Source organism: Streptomyces sp. NPDC059499 (genome assembly GCF_042749285.1).
GTDB lineage: Bacteria > Actinomycetota > Actinomycetes > Streptomycetales > Streptomycetaceae > Streptomyces.
The window spans coordinates 434031-458744 of sequence record NZ_JBHYTT010000003.1; the positions used below are offsets into that span (position 1 = coordinate 434031).

21 protein-coding genes are annotated in these 24714 nt (G+C 71.7%); 8 read left to right on the forward strand and 13 right to left on the reverse strand.

The genetic code is table 11. The annotated features are described in order from the left end of the window. Positions 1-210 precede the first annotated feature (210 nt). On the forward strand, positions 211-1221 hold the full coding sequence (locus ACFW9O_RS10655; RefSeq protein WP_384607350.1) for a helix-turn-helix domain-containing protein: 1011 nt from the start codon (positions 211-213) through the stop codon (positions 1219-1221). Between the two features lie 91 nt (positions 1222-1312). On the opposite strand, the gene ACFW9O_RS10660 is transcribed toward ACFW9O_RS10655, so the two are convergent. Both ACFW9O_RS10660 and ACFW9O_RS10665 read right to left on the reverse strand, forming a co-directional pair. After that, positions 1313-1990, reverse strand: a complete 678-nt coding sequence (locus ACFW9O_RS10660; RefSeq protein ID WP_384607847.1) for a PhzF family phenazine biosynthesis protein — start codon at positions 1988-1990, stop codon at positions 1313-1315. A 282-nt stretch (positions 1991-2272) separates the two neighbouring features. Then, entirely contained in the window at positions 2273-3211 is a 939-nt protein-coding gene (locus ACFW9O_RS10665; protein WP_384607353.1) for a hypothetical protein, read from the reverse strand. A 138-nt stretch (positions 3212-3349) separates the two neighbouring features. Between ACFW9O_RS10665 and ACFW9O_RS10670 the strand changes: the two genes are divergently transcribed. Next, positions 3350-4072: a Type 1 glutamine amidotransferase-like domain-containing protein gene (locus ACFW9O_RS10670; protein WP_384607356.1), complete on the forward strand. Its 723-nt coding sequence runs from the start codon at positions 3350-3352 to the stop codon at positions 4070-4072. Positions 4073-4267: 195 nt separating this feature from the next. Here the strand turns inward: ACFW9O_RS10670 and ACFW9O_RS10675 are convergent, their stop codons facing one another. From ACFW9O_RS10675 to ACFW9O_RS10710, 8 genes are all read right to left on the reverse strand, one after another. Beyond that, positions 4268-5311, reverse strand: coding sequence for a LacI family DNA-binding transcriptional regulator (locus ACFW9O_RS10675; protein WP_384607359.1), 1044 nt, complete (start codon positions 5309-5311; stop codon positions 4268-4270). A gap of 216 nt (positions 5312-5527) precedes the next feature. Continuing rightward, complete coding sequence (locus ACFW9O_RS10680) at positions 5528-6991, reverse strand: GH1 family beta-glucosidase (RefSeq protein WP_384607362.1); 1464 nt, start codon at positions 6989-6991, stop codon at positions 5528-5530. A 123-nt stretch (positions 6992-7114) separates the two neighbouring features. Further along, a complete protein-coding gene (locus ACFW9O_RS10685) occupies positions 7115-8035 on the reverse strand; it encodes a carbohydrate ABC transporter permease (RefSeq protein WP_384607364.1) in 921 nt (306 codons plus the stop codon). 15 nt (positions 8036-8050) lie between these two features. Further along, the gene (locus tag ACFW9O_RS10690) at positions 8051-9049 is read right to left on the reverse strand and encodes a carbohydrate ABC transporter permease (protein WP_384607367.1); all 999 of its coding nucleotides are present in this window, start codon (positions 9047-9049) and stop codon (positions 8051-8053) included. 170 nt (positions 9050-9219) lie between these two features. Continuing rightward, entirely contained in the window at positions 9220-10542 is a 1323-nt protein-coding gene (locus ACFW9O_RS10695; protein WP_351182449.1) for an extracellular solute-binding protein, read from the reverse strand. A gap of 750 nt (positions 10543-11292) precedes the next feature. Beyond that, positions 11293-12783 carry a cellulose binding domain-containing protein gene (locus tag ACFW9O_RS10700; RefSeq protein WP_384607370.1) on the reverse strand — a complete coding sequence of 497 codons (1491 nt, stop codon included), beginning with the start codon at positions 12781-12783 and terminating at the stop codon, positions 11293-11295. A 158-nt stretch (positions 12784-12941) separates the two neighbouring features. After that, the gene (locus ACFW9O_RS10705) at positions 12942-14393 is read right to left on the reverse strand and encodes a HAMP domain-containing sensor histidine kinase (RefSeq protein WP_351177527.1); all 1452 of its coding nucleotides are present in this window, start codon (positions 14391-14393) and stop codon (positions 12942-12944) included. Then, positions 14390-15112 carry a response regulator transcription factor gene (locus ACFW9O_RS10710; RefSeq protein ID WP_384607375.1) on the reverse strand — a complete coding sequence of 241 codons (723 nt, stop codon included), beginning with the start codon at positions 15110-15112 and terminating at the stop codon, positions 14390-14392. The genes ACFW9O_RS10705 and ACFW9O_RS10710 overlap by 4 nt, the downstream gene beginning before the upstream one ends. 78 nt (positions 15113-15190) lie before the next feature. On the opposite strand from ACFW9O_RS10710, the gene ACFW9O_RS10715 reads away from it, so the two are divergent. Further along, positions 15191-15739: a hypothetical protein gene (locus ACFW9O_RS10715; protein ID WP_384607377.1), complete on the forward strand. Its 549-nt coding sequence runs from the start codon at positions 15191-15193 to the stop codon at positions 15737-15739. 5 nt (positions 15740-15744) lie between these two features. On the opposite strand, the gene ACFW9O_RS10720 is transcribed toward ACFW9O_RS10715, so the two are convergent. Beyond that, positions 15745-16641 carry a fused MFS/spermidine synthase gene (locus ACFW9O_RS10720; RefSeq protein WP_351177536.1) on the reverse strand — a complete coding sequence of 299 codons (897 nt, stop codon included), beginning with the start codon at positions 16639-16641 and terminating at the stop codon, positions 15745-15747. A gap of 86 nt (positions 16642-16727) precedes the next feature. After that, positions 16728-17099 (reverse strand): hypothetical protein, encoded by a 372-nt coding sequence (locus ACFW9O_RS10725; protein WP_329210795.1) that lies wholly within the window; start codon positions 17097-17099, stop codon positions 16728-16730. A 242-nt stretch (positions 17100-17341) separates the two neighbouring features. Here ACFW9O_RS10725 and ACFW9O_RS10730 point away from each other — a divergent pair, with 242 nt between their 5' ends. Next, positions 17342-18718: a tetratricopeptide repeat protein gene (locus ACFW9O_RS10730; RefSeq protein ID WP_384607380.1), complete on the forward strand. Its 1377-nt coding sequence runs from the start codon at positions 17342-17344 to the stop codon at positions 18716-18718. A gap of 91 nt (positions 18719-18809) precedes the next feature. Here the strand turns inward: ACFW9O_RS10730 and ACFW9O_RS10735 are convergent, their stop codons facing one another. Then, positions 18810-19406, reverse strand: a complete 597-nt coding sequence (locus tag ACFW9O_RS10735) for a histidine phosphatase family protein (RefSeq protein WP_351177545.1) — start codon at positions 19404-19406, stop codon at positions 18810-18812. A 303-nt stretch (positions 19407-19709) separates the two neighbouring features. Between ACFW9O_RS10735 and ACFW9O_RS10740 the strand changes: the two genes are divergently transcribed. Genes ACFW9O_RS10740 through ACFW9O_RS10755 form a run of 4 tightly spaced genes read left to right on the forward strand, consistent with a single transcriptional unit; the run spans position 19710 to position 24709 of the window. Next, positions 19710-20660 carry a phosphatase PAP2 family protein gene (locus tag ACFW9O_RS10740; protein ID WP_384607383.1) on the forward strand — a complete coding sequence of 317 codons (951 nt, stop codon included), beginning with the start codon at positions 19710-19712 and terminating at the stop codon, positions 20658-20660. Continuing rightward, positions 20554-21741: a hypothetical protein gene (locus ACFW9O_RS10745; protein ID WP_384607386.1), complete on the forward strand. Its 1188-nt coding sequence runs from the start codon at positions 20554-20556 to the stop codon at positions 21739-21741. Before ACFW9O_RS10740 ends, ACFW9O_RS10745 begins: the two co-directional genes overlap by 107 nt. Further along, the gene (locus ACFW9O_RS10750; protein WP_384607389.1) at positions 21732-23378 is read left to right on the forward strand and encodes a hypothetical protein; all 1647 of its coding nucleotides are present in this window, start codon (positions 21732-21734) and stop codon (positions 23376-23378) included. Before ACFW9O_RS10745 ends, ACFW9O_RS10750 begins: the two co-directional genes overlap by 10 nt. Then, positions 23375-24709, forward strand: a complete 1335-nt coding sequence (locus ACFW9O_RS10755) for an AAA domain-containing protein (RefSeq protein ID WP_384607392.1) — start codon at positions 23375-23377, stop codon at positions 24707-24709. The genes ACFW9O_RS10750 and ACFW9O_RS10755 overlap by 4 nt, the downstream gene beginning before the upstream one ends. Positions 24710-24714: the final 5 nt, after the last annotated feature.

Below are 24714 nucleotides of genomic sequence, written 5' to 3' on the forward strand. Positions count from 1 at the left end.
TGAAGAACCAGGGAAATAACCCTCCCCACCCAAACCCGACCCACCCCGGCCGCCGTCACTCACAAGGGTGACTTATGGCAACTCAGCTGGATTTGAGGTGGGTTGGTCGGCATATGCTCGCCGCGACAACCCACAGACATGCGACGGCCCCCGACCGGGACAGCGAATCCCGGGCGAGGGCCTGACCACCGAGGAAGCGATACCTTCCCGATGGATACCCAGCAGATTACCGCGCCCCTCCGCGCCCCGGCCTCCGTATCCGGGGGCGGCACACCGTCATCCGGTGTCATCCACGTCAACGTCCGGCACACCGCCGGTTTCACGGTCGTCGGCAACCACCTGAGCCGGCACCGCGGCCTCTCGCTCGTCGCGATCGGGCTTGCCGTGCACATCCAGTCGCTGCCCGCCGGAGCGAAAATCGGCATCAAGGTCCTTGTCGGCCGCTTCCCGGACAGCGAGACCCGCATTGCCGCCGCCCTGCGCGAACTCGAAGCCACCGGTTACCTCCACCGCAGCCGCGTACGCCTCCCCAACGGCCGCATCGCGACGCGCACGGTCTCGTACAACCAGCCGGGCGCCGACGTGTCCACCGCGGCACCACACGCGCGGCCCGAGCCACCACCGGCCGCCCCCGTCCCGGCCCCCGCTCCCCCGCCGCGGCGCACCTTCGCTCCCGCACCGCAGGACGTTCCCACCGAGGTGGCCCCGGATCCCGCACCGCACGGCGTTCCCACCGGGACCGCCCCGGATCCCGCACCGCAGCCCGCCCCGGTCCTCGTACCGGCGCCCACCGCACGCCGGACACCACCCGCGCCACTCCCCCAGCCGCGGACGCCCTCCCCGGAGTTGCTCAGAACAGCCGCTGCGCTCCTCGCCGACCTGCGCCGGTACGCACCCCAACTCGTCCTCTCCGAGCACGACATCGGCGCGCTCACACCCGGAGTCACCGCCTGGCTCGAACGGGACGCCCACCCCGACACCATCCGCCACGCCCTCACCGCCGACCTGCCGGTCCCCCTGAAGCACCCCGCAAGGCTTCTCCGGCACCGGATCACGACACTCCTCCCGCCCCCGCTGCCCGGAGCCCAGGACCTCGCCCCCGCCCGCCGCGGCGTCATCGTGATCCCGCTCCAGAACTGCGACCGCTGCGACCGCGCCTTCCGGGCACGGGAGCCCGGCCACTGCCGCGACTGCCGCACCGACTCGGCCCGGGCGGCCTGACCCGAAGCGGTCGGAGCAGGGGCCCTGGGCTCGTACTTCGCAGGTCACCGGTTCAGGTGTGCCGGGCAGGTTCGTGTGACTGCGGCATCTACTAGTTCAGCTTGAGCAGTTCCTCGGCACTGGCCGGGGGTTGCTTCTGGACTCTGCCACCGAGTTCGATCAGCCCGTCCTTGCGGACGGCTGTGACCAGCTGCGAACCTCGCCCTTGGGTGATGGTGAGGTCGCGCCCGTGGTGGGCGGTCAGCAGCAGGGCGGCGGCGCCGGTTGCTTCGTCCTCGTCGATGCCGTCGCCCCGACCGGGGAAGCCGCGGGCCCGGACCAGGCTGCTTGTCTCGTCCTGCCACGCCCAGGCGTAGACCCACTCGCCGGGCGGCGGCACGGCCAGGGCGTCCACCTGTGCAGCCGAGTCGTACTGCCGCAGCGTTCGGGCCGGCGCCCAGTCGGCGCGCGCCTCGATCCAGGTGAACTCCGTGTCACGTCGCACGGACACGGTTCCCGCGCGGGTGACCAGCTGGGGCACCTCGAGCAACCAGGCCGCACCCACACACGGGTGGCCGGCGAAGGGCAACTGCGAGGTGGGGGTGTAGATGTCGATGACGCCCCGGGCCGCGTCGTCGACGAACACCGTTTCGCTGAACCCGAGGTCCCGGGCGAGGGCCAGCCGCTTCTCCTCGGTGGGCACGGCGGCGCCATCACGGACGATTGCGAGTGCGTTGCCGTGACCGCCGTCAGGCCCGCAGAAGACGCGTACTACGTCGAGATCACCCACTTGAGCAGTCAACCATGTGCGAGCGGACGGGCACGCGAAGCTGACCGCGATGTGCTCCAGGTTCGGAGCGATGGCGTCCAGGGCCCGGGCCGGACGATCATTGTTGAGCAGGCCGGGCTCGATCCCGAAGACCTCCTCCACCGCAAGGGCACCTGGCCCAGTCCTCCACCCGCACCAGCGGCACGGGCGAGGTCAACCGGTTGGCGACCAGCGCCTCGATCACCTGCCCGTGCGTCATGAATCAACAACCCGCGAAGTACGGGCCCAGGAAGGCGGCCACACCTACGGGCTGCCGTCCGTGCCCCATGTCCCGGCGGTCACCTCGTGGGCCACACGGCCCCACTCCGCCTGTCCCCCGGGCAGCGGCCAGGCCCAGGTGGGCCGTGTCGCCGTGTGCAGTCCCTCGATGTCACGGGTCAGGGATGCGCCGGCGATCGCTGCGCCGTCGGGGACGGCGGTGCCGTGGCGGCCGCGGAGTTCGGCGAAGCGGGCCAACTCGGCCTCGTACCGCTCCCTCGCCCGCTCCGTGCCCGCGGCCACCTCGTCGCCGTCCGCGGTGCGGTGCAGGTGCAGCAGAGGGGGTGTGGTCGACTCGGCGATCGCGGCGGCAAGCCGGGCGTGGCCGTCCAGAATCACGTGGCAGTCCAGGCCGCTGATCCACCACAACAGGACGGGCGCGAGGGTGCCCTCACGGGCCTGCTTGCGGTAGGCCTTGACCCTCCCGTCACGGTGATCGGGCATCGGGCGCAGCGGGAGTATCTCCCACGAGCCGGAGTGGACGAACCAGTCGATGTATCCGTGGGGATGGCCCTCGACCACCATCTCGCCCCAGTACTCGGATGGCTCCTGACGCACGTAGTTCCCGCGCAGGAGCGGGCTTTCGCACGACAGGAGCCACCGCCCGTCGTGCAGCGGACCGCCCGGTGCTTCCATCAGGTACTCCGCGAAGCGGTACGCCCAGCGGTCCGGCCGCCCGGCCAGATCCCGCCCGGCCGCCGCCCGCAACGGCGGGACGACGGAGCGGTAGGCGTCGGTGCGCCAGAACTCGACCTCGCAATGGTCGGCGGCAACGGAGGCGAGGAGCACCGGCTGCTCCCCCTGGGTGAGCATGAGCCGCCGCTCGGCACTGAACAGGCACAACCCTGGCCGACGGCGGGACCGCACCTCCAGGGACAGGCCCGTCCAGGTGCCGTCCTCCCGGACGATGTCCGTGCGTCTCATGCCGGAAACCCTAGACCAGGCCCCGGGCCCGGCAAGATCCAGGAGCCACGGCCAATTCGATTGCGGCCGGGGTGGGCGGCCCGGCATCGTTCGCGGACAACTCCCTTTCACGCAGGCCCGTCCAGCAAGGAGGCCGCTGTGACTACCGCTCCTGTACGTCGTCTGGCTCTGCTCGGTGGAGGCTTCTCGACCGATGACGACGGGCTGCTGGACGACTGGGTCCTGGCCCGTGCGCGTACACCCCGGCCCAAGGTGTGCTTCGTGCCCACGGCGAGCGGGGACGCCCCCGCCTACGCAGAGCAGTTCCGTGCCGCCTTCCACGTACGCACGGACTGCGAGCCCTCTGTACTGCCGCTTTTCCAGCGGGAGTTCGACGACGCCGCCCTGCGGACGTTCCTGCTCGCCCAGGACGTCGTGTACGTGGGCGGCGGCAGCACCGCGAACCTGCTCGCTGTCTGGCGTACGCACGGTGTGGACCAGCTGCTGCGGGAGGCCTACGACCGCGGGACGTTGTTGTGCGGGATCAGTGCGGGCGCGAACTGCCGGGCGGAGGGCTCCCATACCGATTCCTTCGGACCGCTGACCTACTTGACGGACGGTTTGGGCCTGCTGCCCGGCTCGGTGTGCCCGCACTACGACAGCGAGCCGGGCCGCCGCCCCTCCTACCGGGCAACCGTGGCGGGCGGGCAGCTCCCTGCCGGATGGGCGGTGGACGACGGTGTGGGAGCCCTCTTCACCGACGGAGTCCTCACGGAGGCAGTGACCCGGACGCGCGATGCACGGCTGTACCGGGTGGAGCCCGACGCGCTGGGCGGAGCCGCCGAACGTGCAATGCCGTGCCGCCCGCTCGGCCAGGGCTGATGATTCGGGAGCGCCGACCGACATCTGCCCGCAGCCAGGTGAGAACCGCCACAGAGCGCTCCTGACCGCATGGAAGCGCGACTCCCGGGCACTCGACACAACGGTCCTGCCGCGCATTCCCCCGACGCGGCAGGGCCGCCCCCGTTCACGGGGCGCCGCCACCCCCGCGTGCGGGGGCCCGGTACCCGTGTCGCCTCAGGACGACTCCCGCACCACCAGCTCCGTGGGCAGCACGATCCTCGGCCGTTCCTCCGTGCGCTCCTCCGTGCGGTTCGCGATCTCCTGGAGCAGGACCCGGGTCATCGTGCGGCCCATTTCCTCGATCGGCTGGCGGACGCTCGTCAGCGGGGGGTCCATGTGGCGTGCCACCGCCGAGTCGTCGAAGCCGATCAGGGCCACGTCGTCCGGGATCCGGCGGCCGGACTCGCGCAGGACCTGGCGGGCGCCCGCCGCCATCACGTCGGAGGCGGCGAAGACCGCGTCCACGTCGGGGCGGCGTTCCAGCAGCTCCCGCATGGCGCGGGCGCCGCCCTCCTCGGTGAAGTCGGCGGGGGCGATGAGCCGTTCGTCGGGGTCGAGGCCCGCGGCGGCGATGGCCTTGCGGTAGCCGTCGAGGCGGCGCTGCGCGCCGTACACGTCGAGGCGTCCGGTGATGGTGGCGATGGCGGTGCGGCCTCGCGATATGAAGTGGTCGACCGCCGCGCGCGCGCCCTCGAAGTTGTCGGAGTCGACCGAGGGCAGCGGCTCGGCCGCGTGCCTGCGGCCGCTGATCACGGAGGGCATGCCGAGCTGTTCGAGGAGCTCGGGCAGCGGGTCGTCGGCGTGGACGGCGATCAGCAGGACGCCGTCGACCCGGTGGGCGGTCAGGTACTGGGCCAGCCGGCGGCGCTCGCGGTCGTTGCCCGCCAGGGTCAGCAGCAGCTGCATCTCCGTGTCGGCGAGTGCTTCCCCCACCCCTCGTACGATGTCGGAGAAGTACGGCTCGGCGAAGAACCGGGTCTCGGACTCGGGTACGACCAGGGCGATGGCGTCCGTCCGGTTCCCGGCGAGCGCCCTGGCCGCCCGGTTGGGTACGTAACCCAGCTCGGCGACGGCCGCCTCGACCGCCTCCCTGGTCTGCGCACTGACCCGCGGCGAGCCGTTGATGACGCGTGAGGCCGTGCCCCGCCCCACACCGGCCCGTGCCGCTACTTCTTCGAGCGTGGGCCGCCCGCCACTCCGTACTCGCGCTGCCGCCATGGCTGCCTCCCGTTCGCGGTCAATTTCTCACAGCCGGATAGCCAAACCAAGTCTCGCTGTCCGATCCCTTGACACTCATCCGGACCGACCGGCCCTTCATCAGCGCCATAACTCTTGGGAGCGCTCCCAAGCCTACGGGGTCACTGTGACGAACGTGTAAGGCGGGCACAAAGAAGCGAGACCCGGCACTCGGCCGGGTCTCGCTGTTCGTGCAGGTCAGACAGTGCCGTCGGCCGGAGGCAGGCCGTGGCGGCGGATCACGTCGGAGTACCAGTGGGCGCTCGCCTTGGGAATGCGGCGCTGGGAGGCGTAGTCGACGTACACGGCGCCGAAGCGCTTCGAGTAGCCGTACGCCCACTCGAAGTTGTCCATCAGCGACCAGAGGAAGTAGCCGCCGACGTCCGCTCCGTCGGCGATCGCCCGCTGTACGGCGTCGAGGTGGCCGTGCAGGTACGCGATCCGCGCGGGGTCCTCGACCTTGCCCTCGGGCGAGACGTAGTCGTCGAACGCGGCGCCGTTCTCCGTGACCATCAGCGGGAGGCCGGGGTGCTCGCGGTGGGTGTCCATCAGGAGGTTGTAGAGACCGTCGGGGTCGATCGACCAGTCCATCGCGGTGCGCTCCTTCCCCTCGGCGAGGTGGAAGGCGACGCCTTCGGAACCGGGCCACGGGGAGTGGTCGCTCGCACCGTGGGCGTCGCTGCGCGCGTAGGCGGCCCCTTCCACCGGGGTGGAGACCAGGGTCGGCGTGTAGTAGTTGATGCCGAGGGCGTCGACCGGGCGGGAAATGGTGGCGAGGTCGCCGTCCTGGACCAGCTTCGACCAGTCCACCAGGTGCGAGGTGTCGGCGATCAGGTCCTCGGGGTACTCCCCGCGCAGCATCGGGCCGGTGAAGACGCGGTTGCCCACCGCGTCGATCCGGCGGGCGGCGTCGGCGTCGGCCGCGCTGTCGGTCAGCGGGCGGACCTGGTGCAGATTGAGGGTGACCGAGGTCTGCGCAGCAGCGGGGAGTTGGGCGCGCAGAACCTCGATCGCCCGGCCATGGGCGAGATTCAGGTGATGGGCCGCCTGCAGCGCGGCTGCGGGCTCGGTACGGCCGGGGGCGTGCACGCCGGATCCGTAGCCGAGGAAGGCCGAGCACCACGGCTCGTTGAGGGTGGTCCACATCCCGACGCGGTCACCGAGGGCGCCGGAGACGATGGCGGCGTAGTCGGCGAAGCGCTCGGCGGTGGCGCGCTCGGGCCAGCCGCCGGCGTCCTCGAGCTCCTGGGGGAGGTCCCAGTGGTAGAGGGTGGCGACGGGCGCGATCCCGGCGTCCAGCAGCTCGTCGACGAGCTTGCGGTAGAAGTCCAGGCCGCGCTCGACGGCGGGGCCGCGGCCGGTGGGCTGGACCCGGGACCAGGAGACCGAGAAGCGGTACGCCTTGAGCCCGAGCTGCTTCATCAGCGCGACGTCGTCGCGGTAGCGGTGGTAGTGGTCGGCGGCGATGTCACCGGTGTCGCCGTTGTGGACCTTGCCGGGGGTGCGGCTGAAGGTGTCCCAGATGGACGGCGTGCGGCCGCCCTCGGCGGCGGCACCCTCGACCTGGTAGGACGCGGTCGCCGCGCCCCACAGGAAGCCCGTGGGGAAGTTCGTTGCCTCGGGCGCCTGCTTCGGGGTGATGTCGGGTCGTACTGCAGTCATGCGGGAGCGCTCCCAAGAATGGACGAACAGGGACAGGGATGAGGGGGCCGAGGGCCCGTACGGCCTGTGGTCAGGTACAGGCCGTACGGGACGACCGGGGGTGGAGCGGGCAGGGCCGGGAAGTCAGCCCTTGACGGCGCCGGACATGATTCCCCCGACGATCTGCTTGCCGAAGATCACGAAGACGACGAGCAGAGGCAGGGTGCTGATCAGCGCACCCGCCATGACGACGCTCTGGTCGGGGACGTAGGACGCGCTCAGCTGACCGAGTGCGACCTGGAGCGTGGGGTTCTCCGCGTTCAGTGCCAGGTAGGGCCAGAAGAAGTCGTTCCAGGCCTGGACGAAGGTGAGCATGCCGAGAACCATCATGGCCGGTCGGGCGACCGGGAGCACGATGCTCCACACGATGCGGAGGTTGTTGGCCCCGTCCACCCTGCCCGCTTCGATGAGCTCGTACGGCAGTGCCTCGATCAGGTACTGCCGCATGAAGAACACGCCGAACGCGCTCACCAGGGTCGGGAAGATCACCGACTCCAGCTGACCGCCCCAGCCGATGTCGGCCATCATCATGAACAGGGGCACGACACTGAGCTGCGGGGGGATCGTCAGCGTGGCGATGACAGTCGTCATCAGCGCGCCGCGGCCCTTGAAGCGCATCTTGGCGAAGGCGTAGCCGGCCAGGGTGCAGAAGAACAGCGTCGCGAGGGTGATGCTGCTGGACACCAGGAACGTGTTCAGGATCGCCTTGCCGAGGCTGGCCTGCTCCCAGGCCGCCTCGAGGTTGCTGAACAGGTTCCCGCCGGGGATGAGCGGCGGGGTGGTGGCCAGCACCTCCTCCTGCGTGCGGGACGCGGCGACGAGCGTCCAGTACAGCGGGAAGAGCGAGCCGAGGCCGACGACGGCCAGGGCGAAGTAGGCGAAGGGCCCGGCGTGGTGCTGACGGCCGGCGCCGGGCTTGAAGCGGCGATGGCGCGAGGGCTCGCTGCGGGGCGAGGACCTGACGACGCGGCGGTCCGGGGCGGTGACGGTGCTGGTGGTGGTCATGGATATCGCTCCCCGTCAGGCCGCGGTCTTGCGCATGAAGCGCCCGACGAGCCAGTTGATCGCGGCAATGAGCAGCAGCAGGACGAGCATGGCCCAGGCGACTGCGGCGGCCGGACCGAGGTGCCCGAGATTCCAGCCGTAGTTGTAGAGGTAGATGCTGAGCGTCTCGTACTGGTTCTCGGTGCCGCCCTGCGCTCCGATGGGACCGGCTTCGAGGAGCAGGGGTTCACCGAACAGCTGCATCGAGCCGATGGTCGAGATGACGATCGTGAAGAGGATCGTCGGCCGCAGCGAGGGAATCGTCACGTTGCGGAACTGCTGCCAGCGCGAGGCTCCGTCGAGCGAGGCCGCCTCGTACAGGTCGGACGGGATGGCCTGCATGGCGGCCAGGTAGATCAGCGTGTTGTAGCCCGTCCAGCGCCAGATCACGATGATCGCGATGGCGATGTTGGACGTCCAGTGACCGTTGACCCAGTTCGTCTCGCCGACACCGAAGAAGCCGAGCACCCAGTTGAGCAGGCCCCCGTCCGCCCGGAACACCAGGGCGAAGACCAGGGCCGCGGACGCCACCGAGGTGGCGTAGGGGGTGAGGATCACGGTGCGCCAGAAGGTACTGGCGCGCAGCTTGTAGTTCAGCAGGTGGGCCAGGCCCAGCGCGATCATCAGCTGCGGGACGGTCGAGATGACGCCGATGACGAAGGTGTTGGTGACCGCGGTCCAGAACTCGTCTTCCTGCAGGATGGTGCTGAAGTTGTCCCAGCCGACCCATTCCATCTGGTCGAGACCGGTCATCTCCACCCGGTGCAGGGCGATCCAGCCGGTGTACAGGAGCGGGTAGAGCCCGAAGGCTCCGAAGACGAGGAAGAAGGGCGCGATGTACGCGTAAGGCGATGCCTTGTCGTCGAATCGCCACAACCGGCTGCGCCATGCCTGGCGGCGGGGGGTCATGGGCTTCGGAGCGCGGCGGCTGGGCCGGGTTCCGTGTGCGCCCCGGGTGGGGGTCGAGGTTGCCACAGGTGGGAGTCCTTCCCTGGGGTGTGCCGACACCGCAGGGGCAGGCCGGACCTCTGGTCAGGTCCGGCGGGGGTGTCGGAAACGGTGCGCGGTGCCGGCAGTACGACCGGCACCGGTGCGGACCGGCCGGGACGCGCGGTGGGCGTCCCGGCGGTCCGCACCGGCGGGGGTCAGCCGATCACCTTGTCGATCGCCTCGGTGGCGGCGTCCCAGGCCTTGTCGGGGCTGGTGCCCCGCTGCTCCATGTTGTTGATCTGGGTGGAGATGGTGTCCTTGATGATGCCGTCCTTCGGGCCGAGCACGGCGGCCGGGATGATCTCCGACTCCTCCGCGTAGAGCTCACCGATGGGGGCGTTGTTGAAGTACTCGAGCTTGGCGTTCTTCACGTCGGGGAGCTGGTGGGCGCCCTTGTTCGACGGGAAGACACCAACTGCCTTGAAGACGGCGGCCTGCTGCTCGGGGGCGGTCAGCCACTTGACGAGCTCGCCGGCCTCCTTGACGTGCTTGCCCTTCGCGGGCACGGAGAGGAAGGAGCCGCCCCAGTTGGCCGCGGTGTCACCCGGGGTGCGGGCGATGTCCCACTTGCCCTTGTAGGCGTCACCGGAGTACGTGGAGATCTGCGCGGCCATCCATGCCGGGCAGGCCATCGTGGCGATGCTGCCCTTGCGCAGGGCGGTCTGCCACGGGACACCGAACTGGGCCAGGCCCTGGGTCAGTCCCTTGTCGACGGCCTCGGCCGCGAGGTCCCAGCCCTTCTTGACGCCGGCGCTCTCCTTGTAGATCGCCTTGCCGTCCTTGGCGTAGTACTGCTCCGAGGAGGAGCTCACGACGCCGTTGTACATGGCGCTGGCGGAGTCCATGAAGAAGGTGCCCTTGGGGGCCTTCTTCTTGTACTCCTCACCGAGCTTGAGGTAGTCCTCCCAGCCGCCGGCGTACTTCGCGGCGACCTCGGCGCGCTCGACCGGCAGACCGGCCTTCTCGAACAGGTCGCGGCGGTAGCAGATCGACATCGGGCCGATGTCGGTACCCGCGCCTATGACCTTGCCCTGGTCGGTGCTGGCCTGCAGCGCCTTCCAGGTGACCCACTGGTCGGTGTCGATCACCTTGGAAAGGTCGGCGAACGCGTCCGCCTTGGTGTCGACGAGCTCCTTGACGCGGCCGACCTCGATGCCCTGCACATCGGCGAGGCCGCTGCCCGTGTTGAGCTGCTGGAGGAACTTGGGGTAGTAGACCTTCTCCTCGGCCGTGACGTTTTCCTTGACCGTGATGTTCGGGTTGAGCTCGTGGTACTTCTCGAAGAGCCCCGCCTCCTTGTAGCCGAACTGGCCGAAGTCGGCGACGGTCAGGGTGATCTTCCCGTTGGCGTCGGCTCCGTCCGAGTCCGAGCCGGAATCGCCGCAGCCGGTGAGCAGCAGGGCGGTGGCCGTGAGGCCCGTGGTGGCCATGACGAGGGTTCTGCGGCTTCGACCTGCGACAGTGCGGGTGATGCGCATTCCACTACTCCTTGTTCCAGGGTGGGACTGGCGTTCAATCTGCTCGGCATCGCACCGGTGGGTGCGGTTGCCATCGATACGGGGATGACATGGGCGGTGCCGTCCCCGTACGAGCGAAAACCTCGTTCGATATGGGAGCGCTCCCATGCGCTGATGCCGGAAGATTGCTGCCTCAAGGGGGTGGGTGTCAAGAGTTGAAGACGCTTCCGTTGCCCGAGTGTGTCCTGCAAGTCACGCGACCGTGTCCGGCAGAGGGCTTGCGTTAACCCGCGCGTCCTGCATGCGCGGCGCGACGGTACGCGAATTTCCGCAGGTCAGCGGCGCATTGCTCCCGAGGATCGCTCTCTGCCGCCGGAAAGAGCCATGGACGGGGCGGATTTCGGGACGGCGCTCCTGAAGGCTCCCGCGCCACCGGCCGGACCGGGAACGCCCGCCGGAAGATGAACGGGATCGCGCGCGGTGGGGGCGTCCTGAGGGCTTGCGGCCGATTTCGCGTTCTTTCCCCGAACTCCGTGTACTGGCCAGGTGATTCCGCTTGGGCCGTGGGAGCGCGGTGGCCCGGCAGATCTCGGTCCCGGGCTCGACGGGTGTTGCGCATGCAAGCGCCGGACGGGCAGGAGCCCGTCCGGCGATCACGTACGTACCGGGGCACGCAGGCCACATGGGGGGGCGCACCCCGGCCGGGTGTGGGGGGTGTGTGGGGCCGGCCGGGATGCGCGCGGGGGGTGGCGGTCTGCGGGGAGCGGAGGGCTACTTGAAGGCGCCGAAGGCCTTCGTGAACGCCAGCGGCTCCTGGAGGATCGAACTGCAGGACGCGTCCGCCGTCGGCTTCGTGCCGCCGGCGCACTCCTTGTCACGGGTGCCGGACCACATCGCGAGCCGGCCGATGCCCTTGTCCTGGGCGAACTTCACCAGCTGCGTGGCGTCGTCGACCTTGAAGATCTCGGTGACGACGTCGTTCACGCCGATCATCGGGGTGACCGCGACGGCCTCCCAGGCAGCCGCGTCGGACAGCCCGAGCACACCCTTGATCTGGGCCTGCGTGGCGGTGGCCGCCTGCGTCGCGTAGTCGCCCATGTCGCCGCTGTACGCGGGCCCGTAGTCCATCGCCATGATGTTGACCGCGTCGACCCGCACGCCGTTCTTCTTCGCGTCGGCGAGCAGGTCCACACCCGGCTGGGTCAGACCCTCGGGCATCACCGGCAGGGTGTACGAGACGTCCAGGCCGGGGTGCTTCTTCTGGAGCTGGGCGATGGCCTGCGAACGGCGGGAGTTGGCCGCGGTGTCGGGCAGCGCACCGCCCTCGATGTCGAAGTCGACCTTGGTGAGCTTGTACGTGTCGATGACCTTGCCGTACGCGGCGGCGAGGTCGCCGGCCGAGGAGCAGTGCAGGGCCAGTTCGGCGCCCGCCGCACCGCCGAAGGAGACCCGGACGTCGCCGCCCTTGGCCCGCAGCGCGTCGATCTGGCCGGCCACCTTGTCGTCGCCGAGGCCGGTCACGCCGCCCCAGAGCGGGGCGCAGCTGCCGCCGGAGGTGATGAAGGCGAGGTTGAACTCCTTCACCCCGGTCTTCCCGACGGTGTCCAGCAGGTCGTACGACGGGTAGAGCGAGGTGTCGATGTACGGGGCGAATCCGGCACCCGCGGCCGTGCCGCCGCCGTCACCGCCGCCGGACGTCTCGGAGGGCGTCGGTGAGGCCGTTGCCGACGCCGTGGCGGTGGGGGTGGGCGTGGCGGTGGCCGTGGGCGTCGGTGCGGGGCTCGCGGTCTCCGTGGGGCGGCCGCTGGGCTGCGGTGTCGCGCCGGTGTCGACGGAGCACGTGGCCTCGTTGATGAGGCAGTCGACCGGATCGGCGGCCGTGCCGGACGAGGCGGTGACGAAGCCGACCGTCACCGACGCACCGGGGGCGAGGTCCTTGTTCCAGCTCGCGGGCTTCACCGTGACGTGGTTCCCGCTGACGGTGTGCTCACCGTTCCAGAGGGAGTCGATCTTCGTACCCGCGGGAAGGTCGAACTCGAGCGTCCATCCCGCCTGGGCCTTGTCGGTGTCGTTCGTGACGACGTACTGCCCGGTGTACCCGCCGGTCCAGCCGCTCGTCCTGGTGTAGGTGGCACCGACCGCCGCGGCCTGGGCCGTGCCGGTGAGTGCGAAGACCGTGCCACCGATGACTGCGGCGGCGACGACGGCCCCGACGGCCTTGGTGCGGGTGCTCGTCGTACGGCGGTGCGTGCTGGTGCCCATCGCGTTCCTGCCTCTGTCCTGCGGGGGGTGGTGTTTGCGTCTGCACGCTAGCCGCCCCGAACCGGGCAAAAGCCGCTTCCTGGACCTGAGTTGATGTTCTTAGGGTTGGCTTAAGGAGCGCATCGGTGCTGGTTAAAGGTTCGGCTCCGCCCCGGTGGCTACGGGAGCTCTGCGTTCCGCCCCGTCACTCCGTGTCGCTGCCGCTTCCCGATCCGCTTCCCGGACCGCCTGCCCACCCGGTGCCCCCGGCGCCCGCGCTCGGACGGGGCGCCGTCGAGGCCTATCCAGATGCGCACCTCCGTACCGCCGAGCACCGAACGCCCGATCCGCAGATCGCCGCCGGTGGACTCGGCGACCCTGCGCACGATGTCCAGGCCGAGGCCGGTCGAGCCCACGGCGCCCGGTTCCTCACCGCGTCCGGTGGCTCCGCGGGCAAGGGCGGCCTTCGGGTCGGCTATGCCGGGCCCGGCGTCCGAGACCAGGACGAGTACGGCGTCGCCGCTGTGGTGCACGTCGACGGCGAACGCGGTGCCCTCCGGGGTGTGCCGGAAGACATTGCCGAGCAACGCGTCGACCGCGGCGGCCAGTTCGGGCCTGGCGACCGGAATCCGTACCGTGCGGTCCACTCCCGCGAGGCGGACCGTACGGCCCTCGTCCTCGGCCAGTGCCGACCAGAAGCCCATGCGCTCGCGGATCACCTCGGAGGCGTCGCAGCCGGCGCCCGCACCCGACTGCACGCCCTGGGTCTGGGGGCGCTGTTCCCGGGCGGTACGGATGATCGTGTCGACCTCGCGCTCCAGTTGCTCGACCGCCGCCCGGGTCTGTTCGGCGGCAGGGCCCTCGCCCAGGGACGCGGCGTTGAGCCGGAGCACGGTCAGCGGGGTGCGCAGCCGGTGCGAGAGGTCGGCGGCCAGTTCGCGTTCGTTGGCGAGGAGTTGGACCACCTGGTCCGCCATGGAGTTGAACGCGACGGCGGCGGAGCGCAGTTCGGTGGGGCCCTCCTCGGGGACCCGGGTGCCCAGCCTGCCCTCCCCCAGGTTCTGGGCGGCGCCGGCGAGCCGCTGGGCGGGCTCCACCATCCGTACCCCGAGCCGGTCGGCGACCGCCACCGAGCCGACGATCAGCGCGATGCCGACGCCCGCCAGCATCAGCCAGGCCGTGCCGACGCCGTTGGAGACCTCGCCCTCGGGTACGAACACCTCGACGACGGCGATGTCCCCCGAGCCCAGCGCGGTGGGCTGGAGCAGCGCGGAACCGCCCGGGACCTCGGAGATGGAGGCGCGCCCCGACGTCCGTACGGTCTCCAGGTCGTGGCGGGTGGCGCGCCGGGTGCCGATCTCCAGGCGCCGGCTGTCCGGCTCGTCGGCGGCGGGGACGTGGACGGCGAGCCGTCCCCGGCCGCCCGGTTCGGTGGACAGGACCGCGCGGGTCAGTTCCTCGCGGTCGGTGGTGATGGTGAGGGTCGGGCCGATGGTGGCGGCCTGGCGCTCGGCGTCGGAGAAGGCGCGGTCGCGGGCCATTTCCTTGATGACGAGCCCGAGGGGCACCGCGAACGCGATCACGACCATGGCGGTGACGGCCAGGCAGACCCTGACCAGGGCCCACCTCATGCGAGTGGTCCCGGTACGGCCTGCGGCGGCGCCGCGGGCGGTTCGAGTTTGACGCCGACGCCGCGCAGCGTGTGCAGATAGCGCGGCCGTGCGGCTGTCTCGCCCAGTTTGCGGCGCAGCCAGGAGAGATGGACGTCGATGGTCTGGTCGTCGCCGTAGGACTGCTGCCAGACCTCGGCCAGCAGTTCCCGGCGCGCGACGACCACTCCGGGGCGCCCGGCGAGGAAGGCCAGCAGGTCGAATTCGCGGCGGGTCAGGTCGAGTGCCGTGCCGTCCAGTTCCGCCTGGCGGCGCAGCGGGTCGATGGAGAGCCCGCCGACCTGGATGACGCGCGGGGACGGCGTCCGGTCGCCGGCGCCTCGGGTGCGGCGCAGCACCGCGGCCATGCGCGCCGACAGGTGCTCCACCGAGAACGGTTTGGTCAGGTAGTCGTCCGCACCGTCGTTGAGCAGCCTGACTATCTCGGCCTCGTCGTCCCGCGCGGTCGCGATGATCACGGGTACGTCGGTGATGGACCGCAGCATCTTCAGCGCCTCGGCGCCGTCGAGGTCGGGCAGCCCGAGATCGAGGATGACCACGTCGAACCGGAAGTGCGCCACTTCGCGCAGCGCTTCGAGCGCCGTGCCGACACTCCGTACCGTGTGGGAGGCCTCGGTCAGGTGCCGGATGAGGGCGGAACGTACGAACTGGTCGTCCTCGACCACGAGCACACTAGGCATGGGCGGCACCGTAGCCCATGCGGACGGACCCGGTCCTCTCCGGGACAGCACCGGTGCGCGTGGGGCAGGATGTGCCCGATGCAACGAGGACTCGTACACGCGATCGCCTGGTCGCTGTCCACCGGGGCGGCGGTCACGCTGTCGTGGTGGGGTGTGCACACGGTGATGTCGGGGACGGCGTACGACCCGCCGCGCGCCGTGCCGATCTCTGTCGGCGCACGGACCGAACAGGCCGCGGACAAACCGGTGTCGTCGTCCACCCACCGTGCCCTTCCCTCGCCCACTCCGAGCGCGAGCGCCTCCCGGACCACACCCCCGCGGTCCCCGCGCCCCTCCTCCCGTACTCCGTCGAGCAGTCCGGCAGCCCCGCCGAAGACCTCCGCGCCCGCGGCGGCGTCGTCGGGGGACGTGAAGAGCTATCCGACGCGCGGCGGCCGGGTGGTCCTGGAGCTGGCGAGCGCTTCGGCGAAGCTGGTCTCGGCGACCCCGGAGCAGGGCTGGTCGATGCAGGTGTGGACGAACGCGGAGTGGATCCGGGTGGACTTCAGCGACGGCGGCGGGGCGACCGTGTCCGTCTTCTGCACCTGGAACGGCCATCCGCCGACGGTGCAGGTCGTCGACCAGTAGCCGGCCTACGTGAAGGCGCCGGGCGGCGGGGCGGGGGACGGCTTGGCGCCCTCGTCGGTGACGACGGCGGCGCCGCCCGTGAAGTCCGCGAGTGCCCTGCCGTGTTCGACCCGGCCGGGGTGCGGGTCGCCGGCGACTCGTCGGGTCAGCTCGGCGACGGCGATCGGCAGGTCCGAGGCGACCAGGACCGCGTTCCCGAAGCGGCGGCCCCGCCAGACGGTCGGATCGGCTGCCAGGGCCAGTTCGGGGAACAGGGAGGCCGCCGTGGCGATCTGGCCGCGGAGGTGGGCGAGGGGCGGACCGTCGGCGAGGTTCGCGGCGTACCGCCCACCGGGCTTCAGTACCCGGCGTACCTCACCGAGGAATTCGGCGGAGGTGAGGTGTGCGGGGGTGCGGGCGCCACTGAAGACGTCGGCGATGACGAGGTCGGCCCAGCCGTCCTGGATCTTGGCCAGTCCGGCGCGGGCATCCGTGGAGCGCACCCGTATCCGGGCCTGCGGGTCCAACGGGAGCTCCCGGCGGACGAGTTGGACGAGGGCCGCGTCGATCTCGACGATCTGCTGGGTGGAGCGGGGGCGGGTCGCCGCGATGTAGCGGGCCAGCGTGAAGGCGCCGCCGCCCAGGTGTACGACCTGGAGGGGCTGGTTCGGGGGCGCCGAGAGGTCGATGACGTGGCCGAGCCTGCGCTGGTACTCGAACGAGAGGTACGAGGGGTCGTCCAGGTCCACATGGGACTGCGGGGCACCGTCCAGCAGCAGGGTCCAGGCGCGCGGGCGTTCGCGGTCGGGCACGAGCTCGGCGAGACCGCCGTCCACCGTCGCGGCGACGGGCTCCTGCCCGCGTTCGCGCTCGGACCGCTTACGGGCGCTCGCACCCTTGGCCGGCGCTCCTCGACGTGCCACGCGCGCTCGTCCTCGCTCACCGGATCGGGCCGGCTCCTGGGTCGGCCGGCGACGGCGGGATATCCGCCCACCTGGCCATTATGGCCTCAGCGGCAGTTGTCGGCCGCCTCGATGAGCCTGGCAGCCTGGTCGAGAGCGGCCCTCAGCACGGCCGGATCGGTGACCGGGGCGTCCTCGGCGGGCGGCAGGAGCCAGCCGCCGCCGATCACGGGCGGCTCGGCGGGGACGCGCAGTCCCCGGCCGTCCGTCCGCGTACAGGCACTGCCGGGTACGTCCCAGGCGTCGGCGGTACCGGGTGGTACCAGGAATCCGAGGGTGTGGCAGGCTCCGTCGTGCAGGACCGGGCCGACGGCCTCGTGGTCCGCGCCGCGGCGCAGGATGTCCACAGCCTCCAGTCCCTGACGTGCCGGGACGGTCACCAGGTCGCACGGCGCGGTTTCCGGACCGATGTGCAGCATGGGAACCCCTCCTCTCGTCGCGAGGCAGAGCCACGCTCCGCCTCCTCATGGACCAACGCACCGACGACGTCAAGGGCTACGGCACTACGCCGCCGCAAAGGGTGGCAGTTCATGGCAGATCGCGGGCGAGATGTCTTGCTTTATATGCAAACGCTGTGTGTGCGACGTGTCACAGCAGGTACGTTCTTGCTCCGCCGGGACACCGGAAGCAGGCGCCCGGCTGCACCAGAGAGGGCCCCGCCATGGTGTCGACACGGGCAGTTCCCAACCTTGCTTTCCGGCGGCTGCGCGGTTCGCGGTCCGCGGGGGAGTTCGCGGCGGCGATCCGCAGGGCCGCACGCGAGATCGGGGAACACGTCGCGTGCGACGCCCGGTACATCGGGCGCGTGGAGTCCGGCGAGATCCGCTGTCCCAACTACGCGTACGAACGGGTGTTCCTGCACATGTTCCCGGGGGCGAGCCTGGTGGACCTGGGCTTCTCGGCCCGCGAGAGCGTGCGCGGCCGGGGGGCACGTACGGGGGCCACCACGGCTGTGCCCCTGTCCCCTGCGCTCCACAGCGATATCGACGAGGAGAGCGACGTGCTGCGTCGCGTGTTCATGACGAGCGGCACCACCACGGTGGCAGCCGCGTCCCTGGGCCTGGGCGGCCCGTCCGCCGCCGCGGGCCCCACGGCTGTGCCCGCACAGCGCCGGGTCGGCGAGGCGGAGGTGAGTGCCGTCGAGAAGGCGGTGCGGCAGATCCGGCTGCTGGACGACCGGCACGGCGCGGACGGGCTGTACCGGCGGGCTTCCCAGCCGCTGCGGGCCGCGTACGCGCTGCTGGACGCCGGCACCGCGAGCCGCCGCTCCACCGCGGACCGGCTGCACTCGGGCGCCGGTGAGCTGGCGATCTCGGTGGGCTGGCTGGCGCACGACTCGGGCCGCTTCGACGACGCGCGCTCGCACTACGCGGAGGCGCTCGCGACGGCGCGGCTGGCCGGGGACGCGGCTCTGGAGGCGCACGCGTTCTGCAACGCGTCGTTTCTGGCCCGGGACACGGGGCGGGCGCGGGAGGCGGTCCGGGCCGCGGAGGCCGGGCAGCGGGTGGCCGCCCCGCTCGGCTCACCGCGGCTGCTGGCCCTGCTCGCCCTGCGGGAGGCGGGCGGGCGGGCGTGGCTCGGGGACCGTACGGGGTGCGAGCGGGCGATCGGGCGGGCGCGCACGGCATTCGAGCGGGGGGAGTGCGCGGGGGACCCCGAGTGGATGACCTTCTTCCGCGAGGCGGAGCTGGAGATGCTGGAGGCGCAGTGCTGGTCGGCGCTGGGCGACTGGCCCAGGGCGGCGCGGCACGCGCGGGCGGCGACACGGCTGCAGGACCCGCACTTCACCCGGAATCTCGCCCTGTACCGGGCGCAGCTGACCGGTGACCTGGCGCGGGCGGGCGCGGCCGACCAGGCGGCGACGGCGGGGCACCAGGTGCTGGACCTGCTGGACCGCGTCCAGTCCTCGCGGATCCGGGGGATGCTGGAGAGCGCGGTACGGGTGCTGAGACCGCGGGGCGGGGCGGAGGTCGTGGCGTTCCTGGAGCGGTACGAGGAGTTGCCGTCGGGGCCGGAGCCGGTGCCTTCGGCCGGGTGAGGAGGTCCCCCGGTGGCCGGGGGACGTTCTGTCCTCGAACGCCGGACGGGCTGGGGTGGGTCGCCGTCGGACGGACAGGGGGCGTTCCGGGTCAGCGGTCCAGGTGGCCCGTGTCGTTCCAGCGTTCCAGGGCGGGCATTCCGTACGCCCAGCCCAGCACAGACAGTGAGGTCGGCTCCAGTCGCAGGTGCGCGGCGAAGGAGACGTCCTCGCCCAGCCACCGTGCTCCCAGCGCCCGCAGGATGTGCCCGTGGGCGAAGACCAGTACGTCACGGTCCGCCGAGCGCGCCCACTCCACGATCTCGTCCGCGCGGCGTGCCAGGCCCGACAGGGTCTCGCCCCCGGGGACACCGTCCCGCCAGATGAGCCAGTCCGGCCGGTCCGCCTTGATCTGCGCCGGGGTCAGGCCCTCGTACTCCCCGTAGTCCCACTCCATCAGCGCGTCCCACGGTTCGGCGCGGTCCCCGAATCCCGCGATCGCGCACGTCTCGGCGGCCCTGACGAGGGGGCTGGTCCGCACGTCCACGCCGGGCAGGCCGGCCCAGGGCTCCCGGTGCAGGCGTTCCCCGAGCAGCTTGGCGCCCTCGCGGCCCGTGTCGAGGAGGGGAATGTCGGTCCTGCCCGTGTGATTGCCCTGCACGGACCACTGGGTCTGGCCGTGTCGGGCGAGCAGGATTCGCGGTGCCATGACGGCTCTCCCTGAAAAATACTGAGATCTGAAGATCCGAGGACCCTAGGATCTGTTGGGTCCTGGACAGCGGTGTCCGGGACGACGACGGGGACGGCAGCCGGCCGGGGGACGGTGCCGGTGAGGTCCCGCTCCATCATCGCGTACGTGCCCCGCAGGCAACCCGCGGGGCCGAATCGGCGTCCCTCCCTGCGCACGACCAGGGACGTCCACGGGGGACGCCCCCGGGGGAATTCAGGGCAGACGACCGCCGTACGGTTGAACGCCCGCCGTCGACCGCATGAACACGGGGAGAGCTACCGGATGCCGCACGCCACCGCCGCGACACGCTCCTCCGGTCATCGGCCACGCTGGTGGACGGAGCTGCCACTGATCGCGGTGGTGTACGGGCTGTACTCGGCGGGACGGCTGCTGGTCCGGGGCGACGTGTCGACTGCCGTGGACCACGGACTCGCCATACTCGACCTGGAGAAGGCGCTCCACATCAACGCCGAGCACCCGCTCAACCGGCTGCTGACCGCCAACCCGGCCCTGGGGATACCCGCCGACTTCGCCTACGCCTCGCTGCACTACCTGGTCACTCCGGCCGTCCTCATATGGATGTTCCGGCGCCGGTCCGCCGCCTACCGGGCGGCCCGCACCTGGCTGATGACCTCCACACTCCTCGGGCTGATCGGCTTCACGCTGATGCCCACCTGCCCGCCCCGGCTGCTCGACGCCCGGTACGGATTCGTCGACACGATGGCCCAGTACAGCGCGCACGGCTGGTGGGGCACCGGCGCGAGCGCCCCGCGCGGACTCAGCGGGATGACCAACCAGTACGCGGCGATGCCGAGCCTGCACGTCGGCTGGGCGCTGTGGTGCGGGGTCCTCCTGTGGCGCCACGGCCGCCACCCCGTCATCCGTGCGGCGGGCATCGCGTACCCGTTGATCACGGTGCTCGTGGTGATGGGCACCGCGAACCACTACTTCCTCGACGCGGTCGCCGGCGCCGCCGTGATGGCCGCCGGAGCCCTGCTGACCAGGCCGGTCATCCGGGTGGCCGACCGGGTCAAGACCCGGCTGAGGGCCGTTCTCGCACCGGTCCCCGTTCCTGTGACGGCCACGAAGTCCACGATTGTCAGTGGCGGATGCAAGACTTCCGCGGGTGAGCGAATCCCCGGCCAGCGGACCTCCTCCGCAGATTCCAGCGGCGCGGCCACCGGCTCCGCAGCCGAAGCCGCCAGCGACGACGCTCCGGCACCGGCTCGCTGAGCTGCGCGGCCCGTCCGTCGCGCCGCACCCGCTCGACGCACGCGCGCTCGCCGCTCTCGCCGCCAACCCCGGCTGCAAGCGGCGCGCCCTGCTCGACGGCGCCGGGGTCGACAAGGCCGTGCTGGCGACCGCGCTCGGCTCCCCTGCCGCCTTCGGCCAGTCGCAGTTCGCGTTCATCCGAGGCAACGCGTTCGAGGCGAAGGTCAAGGCCGACGGCGGTACGGAGCTGCTGCGCCTGCTGTTCGAGCGGCTCGGCAGCGGTGCGGACGCACCGGGCAGGGCCGCGGTGCCCGATCTGACGGCGGCCGGTCCCGAGGGCCGCGCCGCCCGTACGGCGCTGGCGCTGCGCGAGGCGACCGCGGCGGGCGGCTGGGCGCTGCTCGACCATCCGATGCTGGCCCTGGAGGTGGCGGGCTCACCGGCCTACCTGGAGCCGGACGCCGTGGTGGTGCACCCCGACGGCACCTGGACGGTCGTCGAGATCAAGTCCTTCCCCATGATCGACAGTTCGGCGGACGCCGCGAAGGTCGGTGCGGCGGCACGGCAGTCCGCCGTCTACGTCCTGGCGCTGGAGCGGATCGCCGCCATGACCGAGGGCGCCCGGGTCGGGCACCGTGTCCTGCTGGTGTGTCCGAGGGACTTCTCCAACCTGCCGACCGCCTCGGTCCTGGACGTACGCAAGCAGCACGCCGTCACGCGCCGCCAGCTGGCCAGGCTGACCCGTATCGAGGACATCGCGGCGGCCCTTCCCGAGGGCACGACGTTCGACCCGGGGTGCTCGGCCGAGGAGCTGGGCAGCGCGGTCGAATCGGTGCCCGCGGCCTACGCCCCCGAGTGCCTGGCCGCGTGCGAACTGGCCTTCCACTGCCGGGCGAAGGCCCGGACGGACGGGGCGGTGGAGGCGCTGGGCCGGAGCGTGCGGGGTGAGCTCGGCGGGCTGACGACGGTCGCCGGGGTGCTGGCCGCGGCGGCCGGCAAGGAGGGCGACCCGGCGGATCCGACGGTGGCGGCCCTGCGCCGGGCCGCGGCTCTGCGCGCGGAGGCCCTGGAGACGGCGAGCGGCGGCGTCCCATGTCGTTGATCAACACCCTGGCCCGGCTCGAGGCCGTGGACAGCGGGCGGGCCCAGCCGCTCACCACCGTGCGCCACCGCCATCTGACCGGCGGGCCGCTCGTGCTGGTACCGCTGACGACGGCCGGTGAGGCGGGAGCGCCCCTCGGGGCCCTCGTGGGGACGGACCGTGAGGCGCCCCGGCTGCTGGCGGTGGCCCAGCCTCGCGACCGCGACCTGCGGTTCGCGTTCCTCGCCGAGCTGGCGGAGGCGGTTCTTCCGCACATCGAGTCGTACGCGGACGTCATCGAACCGGCCGAGCGCAACGAGACCGATCCGGAGACCGGCAAGAGGGTCAAGGTCGAGGTCGAGCTGTGCACGGACGCGGCACAGCTGATCGTGCCGAGCCGGGCCGGCATCGACTTCGTCCGGCTGCTCGGGCGGTCGATGCGGTTCCGGCGCACCGCCGAGGACGATCCGGACACCCCGTATCCGGCGCCGGCCCGTGTCCCGCTGCTCGGCCGCTGGCTGACGCACTACGGGGAGCGGGCCAGGGTGCCGGGCTCCTCGCTGCTGCTCGCCACGACCGATCTGCTGAACCGGCACTGGGCGACGGGGCAGAGCAGCCTGGAGGACCAGCACCTGGGTGCGCTGCTGGCCTGGATCGACCCGCCGGAGGGCGAGTCGGGGGCGTCGGCCGCGCTCCGTGCGGAGTCGCTGCGGGACCGGGCCGGCCAGCTGGTCGTCCCGCCGGCGGGACCGGCCACGGACCCGGCGTTCGACAACAGGCTGCTCGCGCCCGCGATCGAGAAGTACGACCGGGCGCGCACGGCACTGGCCGCCGCGGAGGACGGCCTCGCGGCCGACGCGCGGCTGGGTGAGCTGAGCGCTGCCGAGCGGGAGATCAGATCGCTGCTGGCGGGGGTGCTGCTGCCCACGTGGGACGCCGTATGGCGGGGGCTCGACCTGCTGCGGGAGCTGCCGGAGGGGGCCAGGGCCGAGGACCGGTGGACCCGGGACCGCTGGTCGTTCACCGCGCACCGGGACCGGGTGCGGGCGGGCGAGCCGCCGCAGCCGCGGCGGGACGACGCGGTGACGGCGGCGCAGAAGCTGGCCTCGCGGGAGACGGCGCAGGCACAGCTGGAGGCGCAGGAGGCGCTGGACGACCCGCTGGTGCTGGCGGGGCGGCGGCTTGCGGGCGAGGCGTTCGTCGGCGAGGTGACGGACGTGGAGATGACGTACAGCGAGTCGAAGCGCCCCTCGCCGCGCCCGCTGGTCACGGTCCGTACGGACGAGCGCCCGCATCTCGGTGAGCGGACGAAGGTGTACCGCTCGCTGGACGGCAAGCCGCAGACGGCGGAGTTCGTGGGGTACGGGTCCGACGGGTCCACCGGCCGGGAGCCGGACCACGGACACGGACAGGACCCCGGCGCGGTCCTCCTCGTCCTGCGGATCACGGACCGCATGGGGCGCGGCAAGGAGCCCGCCCCCGGTTCCGTGCCGGAGCCGGGTGACCGGATCGCCTGGACGCTCTTCGAGCACGATCAGCGGAGCGGCCCGAAACTGCCGGACCCGGAGGACACCCCGTGGACCCACGGCGGCCCGCCGGGCACCGGTGACGGGCATGCCGAGAAGCCCGACCCCGTGACCGCGGAGGACCTTCTGTGACTGTCGTTTTCGATCCGGGTGCCGCAGCGGCGCAGGCGACCGACGCGATCCTCGGCGACACCCTGCGGGGTACGGCACGGGGCATCGTGGTGGACTCGCCGCCGGGTGCCGGGAAGTCGACGCTGGTGGTGCGGGCGGCGCTCGAGCTGGCCGCGGCCGGCCGCCCGCTGATGGTGATCGCGCAGACGAACGCCCAGGTGGACGACCTTGTGGTCCGGCTGGCGGAGAAGGCCCCGGATCTGCCGGTCGGCCGTCTGCACAGCAGCGACTCCGATCCGTACGACAAGGTCCTGGACGGTTTCGCGCAGGTGCGGAAGTCGGCGAAGGCGGCGGATCTGGCCGGTCTCGACATCGTCATCTCCACGGCCGCCAAGTGGGCGCACGTGAAGAACGTCGAGCCCTGGGGGCACGCGATCGTCGACGAGGCGTACCAGATGCGGTCGGACGCGCTGCTGGCCGTGGCCGGGCTGTTCGAGCGGGCGTTGTTCGTCGGGGATCCGGGTCAGCTGGACCCGTTCTCGATCGTCGGCGCGGATCAGTGGGCGGGGCTGACGTACGACCCGTCGGCGAGCGCGGTGGCCACCCTGCTCGCGCACAATCCGGAGCTGCCGCAGCACCGGCTGCCGGTGTCGTGGCGGCTGCCCGCCTCGGCGGCGCCGTTGGTGTCGGACGCGTTCTACCCGTACACGCCGTTCCGCAGCGGTACGGATCGCGGCGACCGCCGGCTGTCGTTCGGTGTCCCCTCGGACGGTTCGGGTCCCGACCGGGTGCTGGACGTGGCGGCGGAGTCGGGCTGGGGACTGCTGGAGCTGCCGGCCCGCCATACCCCGCGCACCGATCCGGAGGCGGTACGGGCGGTGGCCCAGGTGGTCCGCCGGCTGCTGGACCGGGGAGGTGCCGCGACGAGTGAGCGTGCGACTGATCCGGTCCCGGTGACGGCGGACCGGGTCGCGGTCGGCACGGCGCACCGCGACCAGGCGGCGGCGGTACGGGCGGCGCTCGCCGAGCTGGGGGTGACGGGCGTGGCGGTGGACACGGCGAACCGGCTCCAGGGACGCGAGTTCGATGTCACCGTCGTCCTGCACCCGCTGTCGGGCCGCCCGGACGCCACGGCGTTCCATCTGGAGACGGGCCGCCTGTGCGTGCTGGCCTCCCGGCACCGGCACGCCTGCATCGTGGTGTGCCGTGCGGGGGTGGCGGACCTGCTGGACGAACACCCGTCGACGGAGCCGGTCCAGCTGGGTGTGACGGTGAAGTTCCCCGACGGCTGGGAGGCGATGCAGTCCACGTGGGAGCTCTGGTCGAACCATCGCGTTGCGTGGCGGCCGTGAGTCCG